The 14,431-nt window shown below is 57.5% G+C and carries 15 protein-coding genes and 1 pseudogene; 9 read left to right on the top strand and 7 right to left on the bottom strand.

The annotated features are described in order from the left end of the window. Positions 1 to 16: 16 nt before the first annotated feature. Positions 17 to 1,360 carry a formimidoylglutamate deiminase gene (locus ACFPLB_RS11660; RefSeq protein ID WP_378229773.1) on the bottom strand — a complete coding sequence of 448 codons (1,344 nt, stop codon included), beginning with the start codon at positions 1,358 to 1,360 and terminating at the stop codon, positions 17 to 19. Positions 1,361 to 1,493: 133 nt separating this feature from the next. On the opposite strand from ACFPLB_RS11660, the gene hutI reads away from it, so the two are divergent. Genes hutI through ACFPLB_RS11635 form a run of 5 tightly spaced genes read left to right on the top strand, consistent with a single transcriptional unit; the run spans position 1,494 to position 7,362 of the window. Continuing rightward, complete coding sequence (gene hutI, locus ACFPLB_RS11655; RefSeq protein ID WP_378229771.1) at positions 1,494 to 2,735, top strand: imidazolonepropionase; 1,242 nt, start codon at positions 1,494 to 1,496, stop codon at positions 2,733 to 2,735. Between the two features lie 19 nt (positions 2,736 to 2,754). Beyond that, complete coding sequence (hutH, locus tag ACFPLB_RS11650; RefSeq protein WP_378229769.1) at positions 2,755 to 4,290, top strand: histidine ammonia-lyase; 1,536 nt, start codon at positions 2,755 to 2,757, stop codon at positions 4,288 to 4,290. 2 nt (positions 4,291 to 4,292) lie between these two features. Beyond that, the gene (gene hutG / locus ACFPLB_RS11645) at positions 4,293 to 5,099 is read left to right on the top strand and encodes an N-formylglutamate deformylase (RefSeq protein WP_378229767.1); all 807 of its coding nucleotides are present in this window, start codon (positions 4,293 to 4,295) and stop codon (positions 5,097 to 5,099) included. Positions 5,100 to 5,110: 11 nt separating this feature from the next. Continuing rightward, positions 5,111 to 6,784, top strand: a complete 1,674-nt coding sequence (gene hutU / locus ACFPLB_RS11640) for a urocanate hydratase (protein WP_378229765.1) — start codon at positions 5,111 to 5,113, stop codon at positions 6,782 to 6,784. Positions 6,785 to 6,792: 8 nt separating this feature from the next. Further along, positions 6,793 to 7,362: a HutD/Ves family protein gene (locus tag ACFPLB_RS11635; RefSeq protein WP_378229763.1), complete on the top strand. Its 570-nt coding sequence runs from the start codon at positions 6,793 to 6,795 to the stop codon at positions 7,360 to 7,362. Here ACFPLB_RS11635 and ACFPLB_RS11630 read toward each other — a convergent pair. Together ACFPLB_RS11630 and ACFPLB_RS11625 are read right to left on the bottom strand one after the other, a co-directional pair. Further along, positions 7,355 to 8,221 carry a carbon-nitrogen hydrolase family protein gene (locus tag ACFPLB_RS11630; protein WP_378229762.1) on the bottom strand — a complete coding sequence of 289 codons (867 nt, stop codon included), beginning with the start codon at positions 8,219 to 8,221 and terminating at the stop codon, positions 7,355 to 7,357. The two genes, ACFPLB_RS11635 and ACFPLB_RS11630, sit on opposite strands and share 8 nt — an antisense overlap. After that, positions 8,221 to 8,871 (bottom strand): GNAT family N-acetyltransferase, encoded by a 651-nt coding sequence (locus ACFPLB_RS11625; protein WP_378229760.1) that lies wholly within the window; start codon positions 8,869 to 8,871, stop codon positions 8,221 to 8,223. The genes ACFPLB_RS11630 and ACFPLB_RS11625 overlap by 1 nt, the downstream gene beginning before the upstream one ends. Before the next feature lie 24 nt (positions 8,872 to 8,895). Here ACFPLB_RS11625 and ACFPLB_RS11620 point away from each other — a divergent pair, with 24 nt between their 5' ends. Next, on the top strand, positions 8,896 to 9,297 hold the full coding sequence (locus ACFPLB_RS11620) for a ketosteroid isomerase-related protein (protein ID WP_378229758.1): 402 nt from the start codon (positions 8,896 to 8,898) through the stop codon (positions 9,295 to 9,297). Positions 9,298 to 9,413: 116 nt separating this feature from the next. Here the strand turns inward: ACFPLB_RS11620 and ACFPLB_RS11615 are convergent, their stop codons facing one another. Next, positions 9,414 to 9,719 (bottom strand): DUF1244 domain-containing protein, encoded by a 306-nt coding sequence (locus tag ACFPLB_RS11615; RefSeq protein ID WP_378229756.1) that lies wholly within the window; start codon positions 9,717 to 9,719, stop codon positions 9,414 to 9,416. Between the two features lie 16 nt (positions 9,720 to 9,735). Continuing rightward, on the bottom strand, positions 9,736 to 10,533 hold the full coding sequence (locus tag ACFPLB_RS11610; RefSeq protein ID WP_378229754.1) for an N-formylglutamate amidohydrolase: 798 nt from the start codon (positions 10,531 to 10,533) through the stop codon (positions 9,736 to 9,738). A 277-nt stretch (positions 10,534 to 10,810) separates the two neighbouring features. On the opposite strand from ACFPLB_RS11610, the gene ACFPLB_RS11605 reads away from it, so the two are divergent. Together ACFPLB_RS11605 and pyk are read left to right on the top strand one after the other, a co-directional pair. Then, positions 10,811 to 11,293 carry a DUF1036 domain-containing protein gene (locus tag ACFPLB_RS11605; protein WP_378229752.1) on the top strand — a complete coding sequence of 161 codons (483 nt, stop codon included), beginning with the start codon at positions 10,811 to 10,813 and terminating at the stop codon, positions 11,291 to 11,293. Further along, positions 11,290 to 12,726: a pyruvate kinase gene (pyk, locus tag ACFPLB_RS11600; RefSeq protein WP_378229750.1), complete on the top strand. Its 1,437-nt coding sequence runs from the start codon at positions 11,290 to 11,292 to the stop codon at positions 12,724 to 12,726. Before ACFPLB_RS11605 ends, pyk begins: the two co-directional genes overlap by 4 nt. Before the next feature lie 39 nt (positions 12,727 to 12,765). Here the strand turns inward: pyk and ACFPLB_RS11595 are convergent, their stop codons facing one another. Together ACFPLB_RS11595 and ykgO are read right to left on the bottom strand one after the other, a co-directional pair. Then, positions 12,766 to 13,389, bottom strand: coding sequence for a tetratricopeptide repeat protein (locus ACFPLB_RS11595; protein ID WP_378229748.1), 624 nt, complete (start codon positions 13,387 to 13,389; stop codon positions 12,766 to 12,768). Positions 13,390 to 13,610: 221 nt separating this feature from the next. Further along, the gene (gene ykgO / locus ACFPLB_RS11590) at positions 13,611 to 13,736 is read right to left on the bottom strand and encodes a type B 50S ribosomal protein L36 (protein WP_035022199.1); all 126 of its coding nucleotides are present in this window, start codon (positions 13,734 to 13,736) and stop codon (positions 13,611 to 13,613) included. Between the two features lie 258 nt (positions 13,737 to 13,994). Between ykgO and ACFPLB_RS11585 the strand changes: the two are divergent. Further along, positions 13,995 to 14,261 (top strand): annotated as a pseudogene (locus tag ACFPLB_RS11585) (YMGG-like glycine zipper-containing protein); the annotation flags it as partial. Positions 14,262 to 14,431: the final 170 nt, after the last annotated feature.

The following is a 14,431-nucleotide window of genomic DNA, read 5'->3' as shown; positions in this document are numbered from 1 at the left end:
AATTTTGACCCTGCTTTTATTGTGCAAGTTCAGCCATGACCTTGGCAAAACGCGCTGTAATGGCCTCATGTTGGTGATGGCGTCCGCCTTCAACCCGCTTCATGCCAGCCACCCACACGCTGTCGACGCCGATCCCTTTTGCAAAGATAAAATGGTCGAGAATTTTTTCAGCGGGTAGATAATTCACCCGCGAAAGATCAAGCGATACAAGATCGGCTGGCCTGCCCGCTCCGATACTGCTTACAGCCCCAAGCGCCTGCGCGCCACCATTTAACGCGCGGCTGTACAGATTAAGCCCGGTCGACTGGCCCGGATCGGCCACTACATTGCGGGAGCGGCGCAAAAGACGCTGCGAATATTCCAGTGTCCGCAACTCTTCTTCCAGCGAAATCAGGATATTGCTGTCCGAGCCGATGCCGAACCGCCCACCAGAGCCAAGGAAACCCGGCGCCTCAAACACGCCATCGCCCAGATTGGCCTCGGTGATCGGGCACAGACCCGCCACCGCACCGCTTTTGGCCATACGAACCGTTTCATCCTCAGTCATATGGGTGGCATGAATCAGGCACCAGCGCTCATCAAGCTCCATATGATCAAGCAGCCACTCCACCGGGCGCTTGCCCGACCATGCAATGCAGTCTTCCACTTCCCTAGCCTGCTCGGCCACATGGATATGCACCGGCCCGCCTTCAGCAAAAGGCATGATCTGTTGCAGCTCTTCCAACGTTGCGGCACGCAGGCTGTGCGGCGCAATGCCCAGCACACCCCCTTGCAAGGAAGCCACGATCTGGCGCGAACGCTCCATCAACCGGGCAAAACCATCAACATCATGAATGAAGCGGCGTTGGCCTTCGATCGGTGCTGCCCCGCCAAAACCGGAATGGGCATAAAATACCGGCAAAAGCGTGAGCGCAATGCCGGTTTGTGCGCTTGCCGCCCCGATACGGGCGGCCATTTCGGCAGGGTCGGCATAACAAGCGCCGTCCTTGTCGTGATGCAGATAGTGAAACTCGCCGACCCGGCCAAAACCGGCCTCCAGCATTTCCATGTAAAGCTGCGCCGCAACCGCCTCGACCTGTTCAGGCGACATCGACAAAGCAACGCGGTACATTTCGACGCGCCAGCTCCAGAAACTGTCAGCCCCCGGCCCGCGCCTTTCAGCCAGCCCCGCCATGGCGCGCTGAAAGGCATGGCTGTGCAGATTGGGCATGGCCGGAACAACAAAACGGTGGCGCTCATCACCTGCGCGCGCCTCCACAAACTGTTCCACCTGCTCAATTTCGGCGCCCGTAAATGTGATGCGCACATTGCGCACAAGGCCTTCCGGCAAAAGTGCATATTCAGCGTGAATAGTGGTCATGTGAGGCTCCCGATTGCAGCGCACCACGAAGGGCTCTGACTTTTTGCTTGCGCCAACCTTGATTAAGTATATACATATCAGCAACAGAAAACTTGCGCAATGCGCCAGTTAAAAAGTCTGCGGGAGATTTTCCATGGCCAAGGGCGATCGTATCTGGACCAATGCAAGGCTGGCAACGCTTGACCCCGCCCGGTCAGGGCTTGGCATTGTCGAAAACGGCGCTGTGGCAGCACGTGAGGGGGGCATCCTTTATGTCGGTTCAGCCGCTGATCTGCCCTCTAGCGTGCTTGCCGATGCTGAAGTGATTAATTGCGACGGGCGCTGGATCACACCTGGCCTGATCGATTGCCACACCCATCTTGTCCATGCCGGAAACCGGGCGCGTGAGTTTGAAATGCGGCTGGCAGGGGCTTCCTATGAGGAAATCGCCCGCGCCGGGGGTGGCATTGTCTCATCTGTGACCAATCTGCGCGCTGCCGATGAAGACACATTGATTGCCGAGAGCCTGCCGCGCCTTGACGCCCTGCTGGCCGAGGGCGTCACCACCATCGAAATCAAATCCGGCTATGGGCTGACTGTTGCTGATGAACTAAAAATGCTGCGGGCCGCCCGCCAGCTTGGCCACAAGCGCGATGTGGCGATTGCCACCACCTATCTGGGCGCACACGCCACACCTGCCGACTATAAGGGCCGCAATGGCGATTTTTTGCGCGACGTGGTGTTGCCGGGGCTGGAAGCTGCCCATGCTGAAGGGTTGATTGATGCCGTTGACGGCTTTTGCGAAGGCATCGCCTTTTTACCGGACGAGATGCGGCTGGTGTTTGATGCCGCCCAAAGGCACGGCCTTCCGGTCAAGCTCCATGCCGACCAGCTTTCCAACCTGCATGGAGCGGCACTTGCTGCCTCTTATGGCGCATTATCGGCCGACCATCTGGAATATACCGATGATGAAGGGGCGGCCGCCATGGCCAGATCCGGCACCGTTGCCGTGTTGCTGCCGGGCGCCTACTACTTCATTCGCGAAACAAAAAAGCCGCCGGTTGATCTGTTTCGCAAACATGGCGCCCATATGGCGCTTGCCACCGACAACAATCCCGGCACCTCGCCCCTGACTTCGCTGCTCTTGACCATGAATATGGGCGCAACCCTGTTTGGGCTGACCGTTGAGGAATGTATTGCGGGCATTACCCGCGAGGCGGCACGCGCGCTGGGCAGGCAAGACAGCATCGGCACGCTGGAAGAAGGCAAACAGGCCGACCTTGCCATCTGGGACATCTCAGAGCCTACCGAACTCGTCTATCGCATTGGTTTCAATCCGCTTCATGCCCGTATCCGGGCCGGCCACACCACAATAAATCGCGACATCACGATCTGATTTTACAAGGAGCCTGCATATGACCATTACGCTTCATCCCGGTTCCGTACCATTGGCCGATCTGGCCGCAATCTACTGGAACGGCGACAATGCGGTTCTTGACCGCAGCTTTGATGACAACATCAAAAAGGCGGCCGCTCGCATTGCCGCCATCGCCGCCGGAAACGAGCCGGTCTATGGCGTCAATACCGGTTTTGGCAAGCTGGCCTCGATCAAGATCGACGCCGCAGACACCGCCACCTTGCAGCGCAATCTCATCCTGTCGCATTGCTGCGGCGTGGGTGCGGCAATGCCGGAAAATGTGGTGCGCCTCATCATGGCGCTCAAGCTCATTTCGCTGGGGCGCGGCGCTTCAGGGGTTCGACTGGAACTGGTGCGGCTGATCGAGGCCATGCTGGAAAAAAATGTCACCCCGTTGATCCCCGAAAAAGGCTCAGTTGGTGCATCCGGCGATCTGGCCCCGCTTGCCCATCTTGCCGCCGTGCTCATGGGTGAAGGCGAGGCCTTTTATCAGGGTGAGCAGCTTTCAGGGCGTGTTGCACTTGAGCGCGCCGGTTTGCAGCCGGTGACACTGGCTGCCAAGGAAGGGCTGGCGCTGATCAATGGCACGCAAGCCTCCACCGCACTGGCGCTGGCTGGCCTGTTTCGTGCCCATCGCGCCGCACAGGCAGCACTGATTACCGGAGCCTTGTCGACCGATGCCGCCATGGGATCATCCGCCCCTTTCACCGCAGATATTCACACGCTGCGCGGCCATCAGGGCCAGATCGACATTGCCGCATCTTTGCGCGCGCTGCTTGATGGTTCCGCCATTCGCCAGAGCCACATCGACGGCGATGAGCGTGTACAGGACCCCTATTGCATCCGCTGCCAGCCACAGGTCGAAGGCGCATGTCTTGATCTTCTGCGTCAGGTTGGCCGCACACTCGAAATCGAGGCCAATGCTGTCACCGACAATCCGCTGGTTCTGTCGGATGAAACTGTCGTCTCCGGCGGCAATTTCCACGCCGAGCCGGTGGCCTTTGCCGCCGACCAGATCGCACTGGCCATCTGCGAGATCGGGGCCATTGCCCAGCGCCGCATTGCGCTGCTGGTTGACCCAGCCCTTTCTTATGGCCTGCCCGCCTTCCTGGCGCCCAGGCCCGGCCTCAATTCCGGCCTGATGATTGCCGAAGTGACCTCTGCTGCGCTGATGAGCGAAAACAAGCAGATGGCGCATCCGGCATCAGTGGATTCCACACCGACCTCAGCCAATCAGGAAGATCATGTGTCGATGGCCTGCCATGGTGCGCGGCGCTTGTTGCAGATGAGCGAAAACCTGTTCAACATCATCGGCATTGAGCTACTTGCTGGCGCACAAGGGGTGGAGTTGCGCGGGCCGCTAACCACCAGTCCCGAATTGCAAAAAGCCATATCCTGCCTGCGCGCAGTTGTACTGAAGCTGGACGATGATCGCTATATGGCCCCCGACCTTGCGCAAGCTGCCCAACTGGTTGCTGATGGCAGGCTGACGGCAAGCGTATCTGCCAATCTTCTGCCCTCACTGGAGGGCTAAAGATGGCGGCGGTTTTTGAAGTTCATCAAGGCACATCGCCGGTCATTCTGGGGCTGCCGCATACCGGCACATATGTGCCCGACGACATCAAGGTGCGGCTGAATGATAACGGCCTGACCCTTTCCGACACCGACTGGCATATTGAAAAGCTCTATGACGGGCTTCTGGACAGTGTGACCACGGTGCGCGCCACCTTCCACCGCTATTGCATCGACGCCAATCGCGACCCGGAAGGCATCAGCCTCTATCCCGGCCAGAACACCACCGGGCTGATCCCTGAAACAGATTTTGACGGGGTGGCGATCTGGAAAGAAGGCGAGGCTCCAACCAAGGCCGATATTGCAGACCGCATTGCCCGTTTTCACAAGCCTTATCATGACGCATTGGCAGCCGAGATCGAACGTGTGAAATCCATCCATGGCGTGGCTGTGCTTTATGACTGCCACTCCATCCGCTCACATATCCCCTTCCTGTTTGAAGGCAAGCTGCCCAATTTCAACATCGGCACGGATATGGGCAAGACCTGCGATGCCCGCATTGAAGCGGCTGCCGTGGAAATAACCGCCAGGGCCCAAGGCTACAGCTCGATCCTCAATGGCCGCTTCAAGGGCGGCTGGACGACCCGTCATTATGGCCGGCCCGAACAAAACATTCATGCCATTCAGATGGAGCTTGCCCAATCCACCCATCTGATGAGCGAAAGCCTGCCTTTTGCCTATGATGACAGCAAAGCTGCGCGCCTGCGCCTGACCTTAAAACCCCTTCTGCAACGCATCGAACAGATTGCGCTTGAGATGAAACGCTCGTGAGGAACAAGATCATGTCCAATCCCCGCCATAATGAACGCGAAGTGCGCGCCCCGCGCGGCAACGAATTGAATGCCAAAAGCTGGCTGACCGAAGCGCCGCTGCGCATGTTGATGAACAATCTTGATCCCGACGTGGCCGAGCGCCCGCATGAACTGGTCGTCTATGGCGGCATTGGCCGTGCTGCGCGCACCTGGGATGATTTCGACCGGATCGTCGCCACGCTCAAAGCCCTCAATGAGGATGAGACGCTTCTGGTGCAGTCGGGCAAGCCGGTTGGCGTGTTTCGCACCCACAAGGATGCGCCGCGCGTGCTGATCGCCAATTCCAATCTGGTGCCGCACTGGGCCAATTGGGACCATTTCAACGAGTTGGACAAGAAGGGTCTGGCCATGTACGGCCAGATGACAGCCGGTTCGTGGATTTATATCGGCGCACAAGGCATTGTGCAGGGCACCTATGAAACCTTTGTCGAGGCCGGTCGCCAGCATTATGATGGCAACCTCAAGGGCAAGTGGATTCTTACCGGAGGTCTTGGCGGCATGGGCGGCGCACAGCCGCTGGCAGCCGTCATGGCGGGCGCCTGTTGTTTTGCCGTTGAGTGTGACGAAACCCGTGCCGATTTCCGCCTGCGCACCCGCTATGTTGATGAAAAGACCCATAGCCTTGATGAGGCGCTGGCCAAAATCGAAGAATGGACCAAGGCAGGCGAAGCCAGATCAATTGCCCTGATCGGCAATGCGGCCGAAGTCTTCCCCGAACTGGTCAAGCGCGGCATCAAGCCCGACATCGTCACCGACCAGACCTCGGCCCATGATCCGGTACACGGCTATCTGCCGATCGGCTGGTCGGTTGCCGACTGGCGCGCCAGGCAGGAAAGCGACCCCAAGGCTGTCGAAAAGGCAGCGCGCGCCTCAATGCGCGTTCAGGTCGAAGCCATGGTCGCCTTCCACGACATGGGTATTCCGACCGTCGATTACGGCAATAATATCCGCCAGATGGCGCTGGAAGAAGGCTTTGAAAACGCCTTTGCCTTCCCCGGCTTTGTGCCTGCCTATATCCGCCCGCTGTTTTGCCGCGGTATTGGTCCGTTCCGCTGGGCAGCGCTTTCGGGCGACCCGGAAGACATTTACAAGACCGATGCCAAGGTCAAGGAACTGCTGCCCGATAATGCCCATCTGCACAACTGGCTCGACATGGCGCGTGAACGCATCGAGTTTCAGGGCCTGCCAGCGCGCATTTGCTGGGTTGGTCTTGGCGATCGTCACCGTCTTGGCCTTGCCTTCAACGAGATGGTCAAGAATGGCGAATTGAAATCGCCGATCGTTATCGGTCGCGATCATCTCGATTCCGGCTCGGTCGCCTCCCCCAACCGCGAAACCGAAGCCATGAAGGACGGCTCGGACGCCGTGTCCGACTGGCCGCTGCTCAATGCGCTCTTGAACACCGCCTCGGGCGCGACATGGGTATCGCTGCATCATGGTGGTGGTGTCGGCATGGGCTTTTCGCAACATTCGGGCATGGTGATCTGCTGCGACGGCACCGACGATGCAGCGCGCCGCATCGAGCGCGTCCTGTGGAACGACCCGGCCACCGGCGTCATGCGCCACGCCGATGCAGGCTATGAGATTGCACTCGACTGGGCCAAAAAGCAGGGCCTGCGCCTGCCTGCCATCCTCGGCAATTAAGGCCAGCCATGAAAATCGCGCGCCGCGCTGATTACAAGCGCATGGCATGGAAAAACGGACAGGGCGTCACCGAAGAGGTGGCGGCCTTTCCTGCCGGCAGCACGACCGACAATTTCGACTGGCGGCTGTCGATTGCCCATGTCGGCGCCGACGGTCCCTTTTCAGTATTTTCCGGCATTGACCGCACCATCGCCCTGCTTGACGGGGCGGGGCTGGCGCTTGTTCTGCCTGAAGGGCGCATCAAAGAACTGTCACAAGAGGGCACGCCTTTTTCCTTTTCCGGCGACTGGGAAATTTCCAGCCGCAATCTGAATGAGCCAACCATCGATCTCAACATCATGACACGGCGCAGGCGCTGCACCCACGCCATGCAGCGCATAACGCTTGCCCCGGGCGAAACACTCACCACGCCGGGGTTTAACTGGGCAGTGTTCAATTCACCGGCAAAGATTGAGGCGGACGGTCAGGAACTCGCTATCGAACGCTTCGACGCCATCGCGCTCGAAGCGGGCGAAAGCTTCACGAACCACAAGACCGAGGCAAAAATCCTGCTGGTGACGATTACCCCGGCTATATGAACTGTTCGGGCCAGTCCCGGTAAAGCGCAACCTGGCCCTCGCGGCGCAAGGTTGCAACTTTTTGCAGGTCGATCTCGCCTGTCAGCCACACACTGGTTTGCGTCGTCAGCGCCTCGCTTTCAGCAAAAATCCCGCTTGCCGGCATGCCATAATCAGCCGGCACATAAAGGGCAGCGCGGCCAAAATTTTCATCGACGGCTGGCGACCATGGGGCAAAACCGGCAGTGGGTGAGACCAGCACCGCCATCTGGTTTTCCAGGGCGCGCGCCTGCGCCCCAATGCGCACACGGTAATAGCCTGCTTCCGTATCGGTGCAGCTTGGCGCCAAGACCAGATCCACCCCATCTTCGGCCAGCTTTCGGGCTAGCATCGGAAATTCATTATCATAGCAGATCAAAATGCCGAGCCTGCCAAAAGGCGTGTCAAAATGGCGCAAACCCTCGACACCAGCAGCCAGAAACCATTTTTCACGCTCAAAGCGCGTCATGATGATCTTGTCCTGATGGCCGACAAGCCCTTGCGGCCCAAACAAATAGGCGCGGTTGCGATAGTTTCCATCCGGGTCAAGCACCGGGGCAGAGCCGGGGCAAAACCACACAGCATGGAGGCGGGCAAGCGTCTCGCATAATTCCAGCCAGCGCGGAATGAGCGGCTGAATGGCGGCAATGGATTTATGCAGATCTCCACGTTCAGCCTCCTCCAGCCAGCCGGTCAGTGCTATTGCCGAATATTCAGGCAACAACAGCAGTTCTGAACCTCTCTCCACCGCTTCCACCACCAGTCCTTCCAGATGCGCGGCATAGGCGGAAAAATCCTCAAACAGTTCAAAAGCATATTGGCAGGACGCAAATTTCACCATCAGCGCAACTCCTTCATCCAAAATGACATCGGCTTGGCGCTTTCTTCCTGCTCGCCCACATCACGCCATGAAAATTCTGTACGCAATTGCGGCTGATGGATATAGCCCCGCCTATTCCAGAATATATCGAGCGGCACATAATCGGCTGGCCGCAGCGGATGATCGACCGGGCGCTCCACCGCACAAAAGCAGCAATGGTCAAAGCGGCCAAGCTGGCGCGCATAGGCTTCGCGCTCCTCAAAAAAGCGCACACCAATCCCCTGCCCGCGATAACGGGGCAAAAGTACCGATTCGCCAAAGTAGAAAATACGGGCCGGGTTCCAGCCGCCCTCAATAAACGGTTTCTGGAACGCCTCCGTCTCCTGATCCATTGGAACACCGGTTGAGACCCCCACCACATCATTGCCATCAAAAGCCAGCACAAACAGGCTTTCAGGTGAGCTTGCATAGGTAGACAGATAAGTCTGTTCATAATCGAGCGAGCCTTCATAAAGATAGGGAAAGGCCCGGAACACCTCAATGCGCAGCCGCGCCAGATCATCAATATAAGGACCGATTTCAGGCCCCTGCCGAACCACGATATTCATTGTCGCTCCCGGACTTTCAAAGCTCTTGTCAGTGCTATAGAGCTTGCCCACAGGATTGGCCATTGCGTTTGCGAAAAAGGAGTGACCATGAGCGCCACAAACACCATCCGTGCCTATTATGATGCTTTCAACCGGCAGGATATGGACGCCTTTCTGGCTCTGCTGACCGATGATGTCGCCCACGACATCAATCAGGGCGAGCGCCAGACCGGCAAGCAAGTTTTTCGCAGTTTCATGGACAAGATGCACCGCTGCTACCGGGAGCGCCTGACCGATATTGTCATCATGGAAAATGCTGACGGCACACGCGGCGCTGCCGAATTTACCGTCAATGGCGAATATCTGGCCACTGATGAGGGCCTGCCGGAAGCGGCTGGCCAGACCTATGTGCTGCCAGCCGGTGCGTTCTTTGAAATCCGCGACGGCAAGGTTGCGCGCATTTCCAACTATTACAATCTCAATGACTGGATTGCACAGGTCGGCGCTTGAAAATCAACCCTTACGCCTCTTTAAAGCGTGTCACGATCTTTCAGATTCACGCGACACGCTTTAAGTTATTGTTATTACGTATGATTTTATCTAAAAAGTCTGCAGCTTTTTAGGAATCATGCTCCAGGCCGGTTCTGCTCGAAGGCGGTTTTTTGCGCGTCGGTTGCCTCTTTCTGGTAGCGGGCGCGCCACTCTTCATAATCCATTCCATAAATGATCTGGCGCGCCGCTTCCTTGGAAAGCGGCGTATCGGCGGCTTCAGCAGCCTCCTTGTACCAGTTGGCAAGGCAATTGCGGCAGAAACCGGCAAGGTTCATCATGTCGATATTCTGCACATCGGTGCGCTCGCGCAGATGCTCAAGCAGACGGCGGAAAGCAGCAGCTTCAAGATCGCGCTGCCGGGTTTCATCACTCTGCGTCATTATTATTCTCCTTCAATCAGACAGGTCCGGTGCGCGAACCATAATGGCGCACATCCTGCATATCGGGGCGCTGGCTGATGGCCGCAACCATCGGCGCAAGGCGCTGCGCCCAGTCACGCGCTGTCTGCAAGGTGGCGATCAGATCCTGCCGGATTTCAATCAGCGCATGCGGATAGCCATTGACGATGGCATGACGAAACATGGTGTCGCCGCGCAATGCGCCATCATAAGGCTCATTGTCGCCAACCACCAGTGATGTGTCAGCAGCCAGCGCTTCAATCAGCGGCTTTGCCACCCGGTCATCACGATCCCACAGCACACCCACATGCCACGGTCTTTTCACACCCTGCATGGCGGGCGTGAAAGAATGCACCGAAAACAGAAATGGCGCCCGCCCCGACCGGGCCGCCACCGATGCCGTCGCAGCAGAAACCGCATCATGATAGGGCTGATAAAACAGATCAATCCGGCGCTGCCGCTCGGCTTCAGAAAGCGGATAATTTCCGGTGATGATTGCCCCGTCATAAAGCTGACGGATCAGGGTTGGATCATCTTCACCCCGATTGGGATCAATCAGCAGGCGCGAAAAATTTGCCAGAACCGCTGGCGCCTGAAGCAGAGCGGCCAGTTCACGGGTAACCATTTCTGCGCCAATATCATAGGCGATATGACGCTCAAATTCCGTTTCCGGCAGGCCAAGTGTACCATAATCTTGCGGCAGATCGCGCCGGGCATGGTCACAAACCAGCAGAATGCCCCGGCTGGCATCGCCTGTGATCAAATCGAAAGGCGCAAAGGTTGAAGATCGGGTCATGGCACAGAAAACAGGCTCCTTTTCCGTCTCGCCTCATTTGTGGGGCATCAGGCGATTCCGTTGCGCCGCAAAATACTTTAATCTCATCCCATGAAGAGAGTATATGCGCAATGCAAGCACGGTCATGAGATGTGCTCCCTAAACTCTGCAATTCTCCGTCAACAGGCGGTTTTGTCCCATTTAAATCGATTGGATTTATCTCTTCAGCGCGTTGACATGCGCAACCAGTTTGCCCAAAAGAGGTTGAAAGCACATGATGGAAGCAATGCCGAAGGCTATGAACAGGGTCCGTATCAGCACATACCGGGCGTTTCTGGCACTCCTGCTGCCGGTAGTTGCCATGGTTGCAGCTCTGGCGCAGACCACACCTGCCCATGCAGATTTCCGGGTTTGCAACGCCACACAAAGCCTTGTCGGGGTCGGCATCGGCTATCGCGCTCAGGCCGGCTGGATCACCGAAGGCTGGTGGCACATTGAGGCCTCAAGCTGCAAGACGCTGATCGAGGGGCCTTTGTCATCACGGTTTTACTATCTGTATGCAGAAGATGCCGAACGCGGCGGGCGCTGGGACGGCCCCATCAACATGTGCGTGGCAGAAAAGGAATTCAAGATCGCAGGCGTCACCGACTGCGTGGCACGAGGCTTCCAGCGTGCCGGATTTCAGGAATATGACACCGGAGAGCAGGCAAACTGGATGGTCCAGTTTACCGAGCAACCGGCAACAGACGGGGCTTCTACCCCAGAAATGAATGGACAATGAAACGTAGCCGCAAGGTCAAAATACTGGCAACAATCGGCCCTGCCTCTTCCGAGCAGGCCACTTTGAAAAAACTGTTTGAAGCCGGTGCGGATGTTTTCCGCATCAATATGAGCCATGCCGATCATGATCTGATGCGCACCCTGATCACGCGCATTCGTGCTGTCGAGGCCGAAGTTGGCCGCCCCATCGGCATTCTGGCCGACCTTCAGGGCCCCAAGCTGCGCCTTGGCCGTTTTGCCGATGGCGCGCAAACACTTTCGCCCGGCCAGACGATTACGCTGGATGACAATACAGCCCCCGGTGACGCCACCCGCATTCACCTGCCGCACCCTGAAATCCTGAAATCCGTGGAAGCCGGGCATCGTCTGCTGATCGACGATGGCAAGCTGGAACTCAAGGCTGTGAAAACGGACGGAAACTCCATCGAATGTGTGGTGGTGGCAGGCTCGTCCATTTCCGACCGCAAGGGCGTTTCACTGCCCGACACCGACCTGCCCGTTGGCGCCTTGACCGACAAGGACCGCGCCGATCTTGATGCAGCACTGGAAGCAGGCGTTGACTGGATTGCGCTTTCCTTCGTCCAGCGCCCTGAAGACCTGATCGAGGCCCGCAAAATCGTCAATGGCCGGGCGCTGCTTTTGTCAAAGATCGAAAAACCACAAGCTGTGGAACGCCTTGCCGAGATCATGGAACTGACCGATGCGCTGATGGTGGCGCGTGGCGATCTGGGCGTGGAAATGCCTGCCGAGGCCGTACCCGGCATTCAAAAACAAATCACCCGCGCCGCCCGCAAGGCTGGCAAGCCGGTGGTGGTGGCCACCCAGATGCTGGAATCAATGATTTCAGCGCCTGTGCCCACCCGCGCTGAAGTCTCGGATGTGGCAACGGCTGTGTTTGAAGGGGCAGACGCCATCATGCTGTCGGCTGAATCTGCTGCCGGGGCCTATCCGGTCGAAGCCGTCGCCACCATGAACCGGATTGCTGCACGGGTGGAAAAAGACCCCACCTATCCTGCCATCATCAATGCCCAGCGCTCCGCACCCGAACCGACCGGCCCTGACGCCATCTCCTATGCCGCCCGCGAAATTGCCGAAACACTCGAATTATCGGCAATCGTCACCTATACGGCATCCGGCGCAACGGGCCTGCGCGCCGCACGCGAGCGCCCCAAGGTTCCCATCATTGCGCTGACGCCGATCCTTGCAACGGCACGACGCCTGTCGCTTGCCTGGGGCACCCATTGCGTGGTGAGCCAGGATGCCACGGATCTCGACGACATGGTGCGCCGCGCCTGCCGCATTGCCGTCGAGGAGAATTTTGCCGGAGATGGCGGGCGCATCATCATCACCGCCGGTGTCCCGCTTGGAACCTCAGGCGCCACCAATATGCTGCGCATTGCCGATATTGGTGCCGAAGAGACAAGCCATTCATAAGCATTGAGCGCGCAAACCCGGCCCGGTCAGAGTTTTGATTCAGATGCTCTGACCGGCAAGTTTTTCCGCCAGGCTTGCCAGTTGCTCCTGCGCGGAAAGCAGGGCAGGATAAATATCGAGCACATGCTGCCAGGCTTTTAACGCCTGCGCCTCGCGCCCCGTATCGGACATGATGCGGGCAAGACCGGAAATTGCCCCATAATGGCGCGGCTCCAGCCTGAATGTGCGATCAATATCGGCCATCGACTTGGCATAATTTTTCATTGCATAATGGAGTGTAGCGCGCCGGTTCCAGCCCTCGGCAAACTCCGGCTGCAAGGTGACAATCTGATCCAGAAAATCAAGGGCAACGGCATGGTTTTGAGCCGATATGGCCTTTTGCGCCCAGTCCATCATCAGATCGACAGTCGCACTGCCTGACTGTGACCATTCCTGCTGGATGCGGCGCGCAATGCGCTCACCAGCCCGGGCATTGCCTTCACGCTTCAGTTCAAAAAACAGCCGGTCAAGCTTTTGCGCCCGGCTTTCGATCGGCCGTTCGATTGCAGCATCGACCGCAACATCGACGGAGATCGCATCATGCGGCAGTTCTTGCGCTGCCGCAGCAAGGACCATGGCAGACAGCGACAGAAACACCGCACTTGTAAAAACAATAAAACGCATGACAGGAAGACTATTCCTGTCATGCGTTTCGTCAAACTGAATTTTATGCAAACCGCGCAACCAGACGGTAAAACTCTGATTCAGGGATCAGATCAGCCAAGGCTACGCGCGCTTTTTAGAGCATTTCTTGTTTTCACGAAAAACGGATGAAATACTCTAAACTCTTGTTTTAGCCGCATTTGTGCGACGTCAGATGTAACCATCTGTACTCACAAAATGCTTTAACCCTGGCGGGCCTTGTAGCGCGGGTCGGTCTTGTTGATAATATAGATGCGGCCCTTGCGGCGAACCAGACGATTGTCGCGGTGACGTGCCTTCAGCGCCTTCAGCGAATTCTTGATTTTCATGATACTGCCCGTCAATTTGGCCCGTTGCGGGCGTAACTGAAAAGCGCGCCTGAAAAGCGCGCCGAATTTGTGACTGGCTCATAAACGACGAGCCCTGCTCCTGTCAACCTTTGCATGGTGTTTGCAACACCCGAAAGTCACGTTCAGCCGCCATTCATCAACATGATGTCACCATTTTCCCGCTCTGCCGGATCGAATCCGGTTTTTATTCGTTATCTGCAGTGTTGATGAACAAAACTGCCCACGAGAGGTTGGACAATGAAAAAATTGATCGTACTGATGGGCCTGCTCATGCCGCTTGCAGCCTGTTCACAAACCGAACAGGGGGCAGCAATTGGCGGTCTGGGCGGGGCGGCCATCGGATCGGCTGTTGCATCCCCGGGAAACCGGGCTGAAGGCGCGCTGGTTGGGGGCGCTGTGGGCGCTGTTGCCGGTGCGCTGATCGGCTCGGCCAACGAATCCGGTCGCTGCCGCTACCGCGACCGCTATGGCCGAACCTACACCGCCCAGTGTCCACGCGGCTATTATGATCGCAACGACAGGCGTTACGACAATCGCTATCGCCACGGCCGCTATAATGACCGCTATTACCGGCGCGGTTATTAAAGCATTTCTTGTTTTCATGAAAACGGATGAAATGCTCTAATCTCTTGTTTTAGCCGCAATAATGCGGCTAAAACAAGAGATTAGAGCAG

The organism is Aquamicrobium segne, from assembly GCF_042656785.1.
Lineage (GTDB): Bacteria > Pseudomonadota > Alphaproteobacteria > Rhizobiales > Rhizobiaceae > Mesorhizobium > Mesorhizobium segne.
The sequence above is the reverse complement of the archived record's forward strand: the minus strand, read 5'-3'. Positions and strand labels throughout refer to the sequence as shown.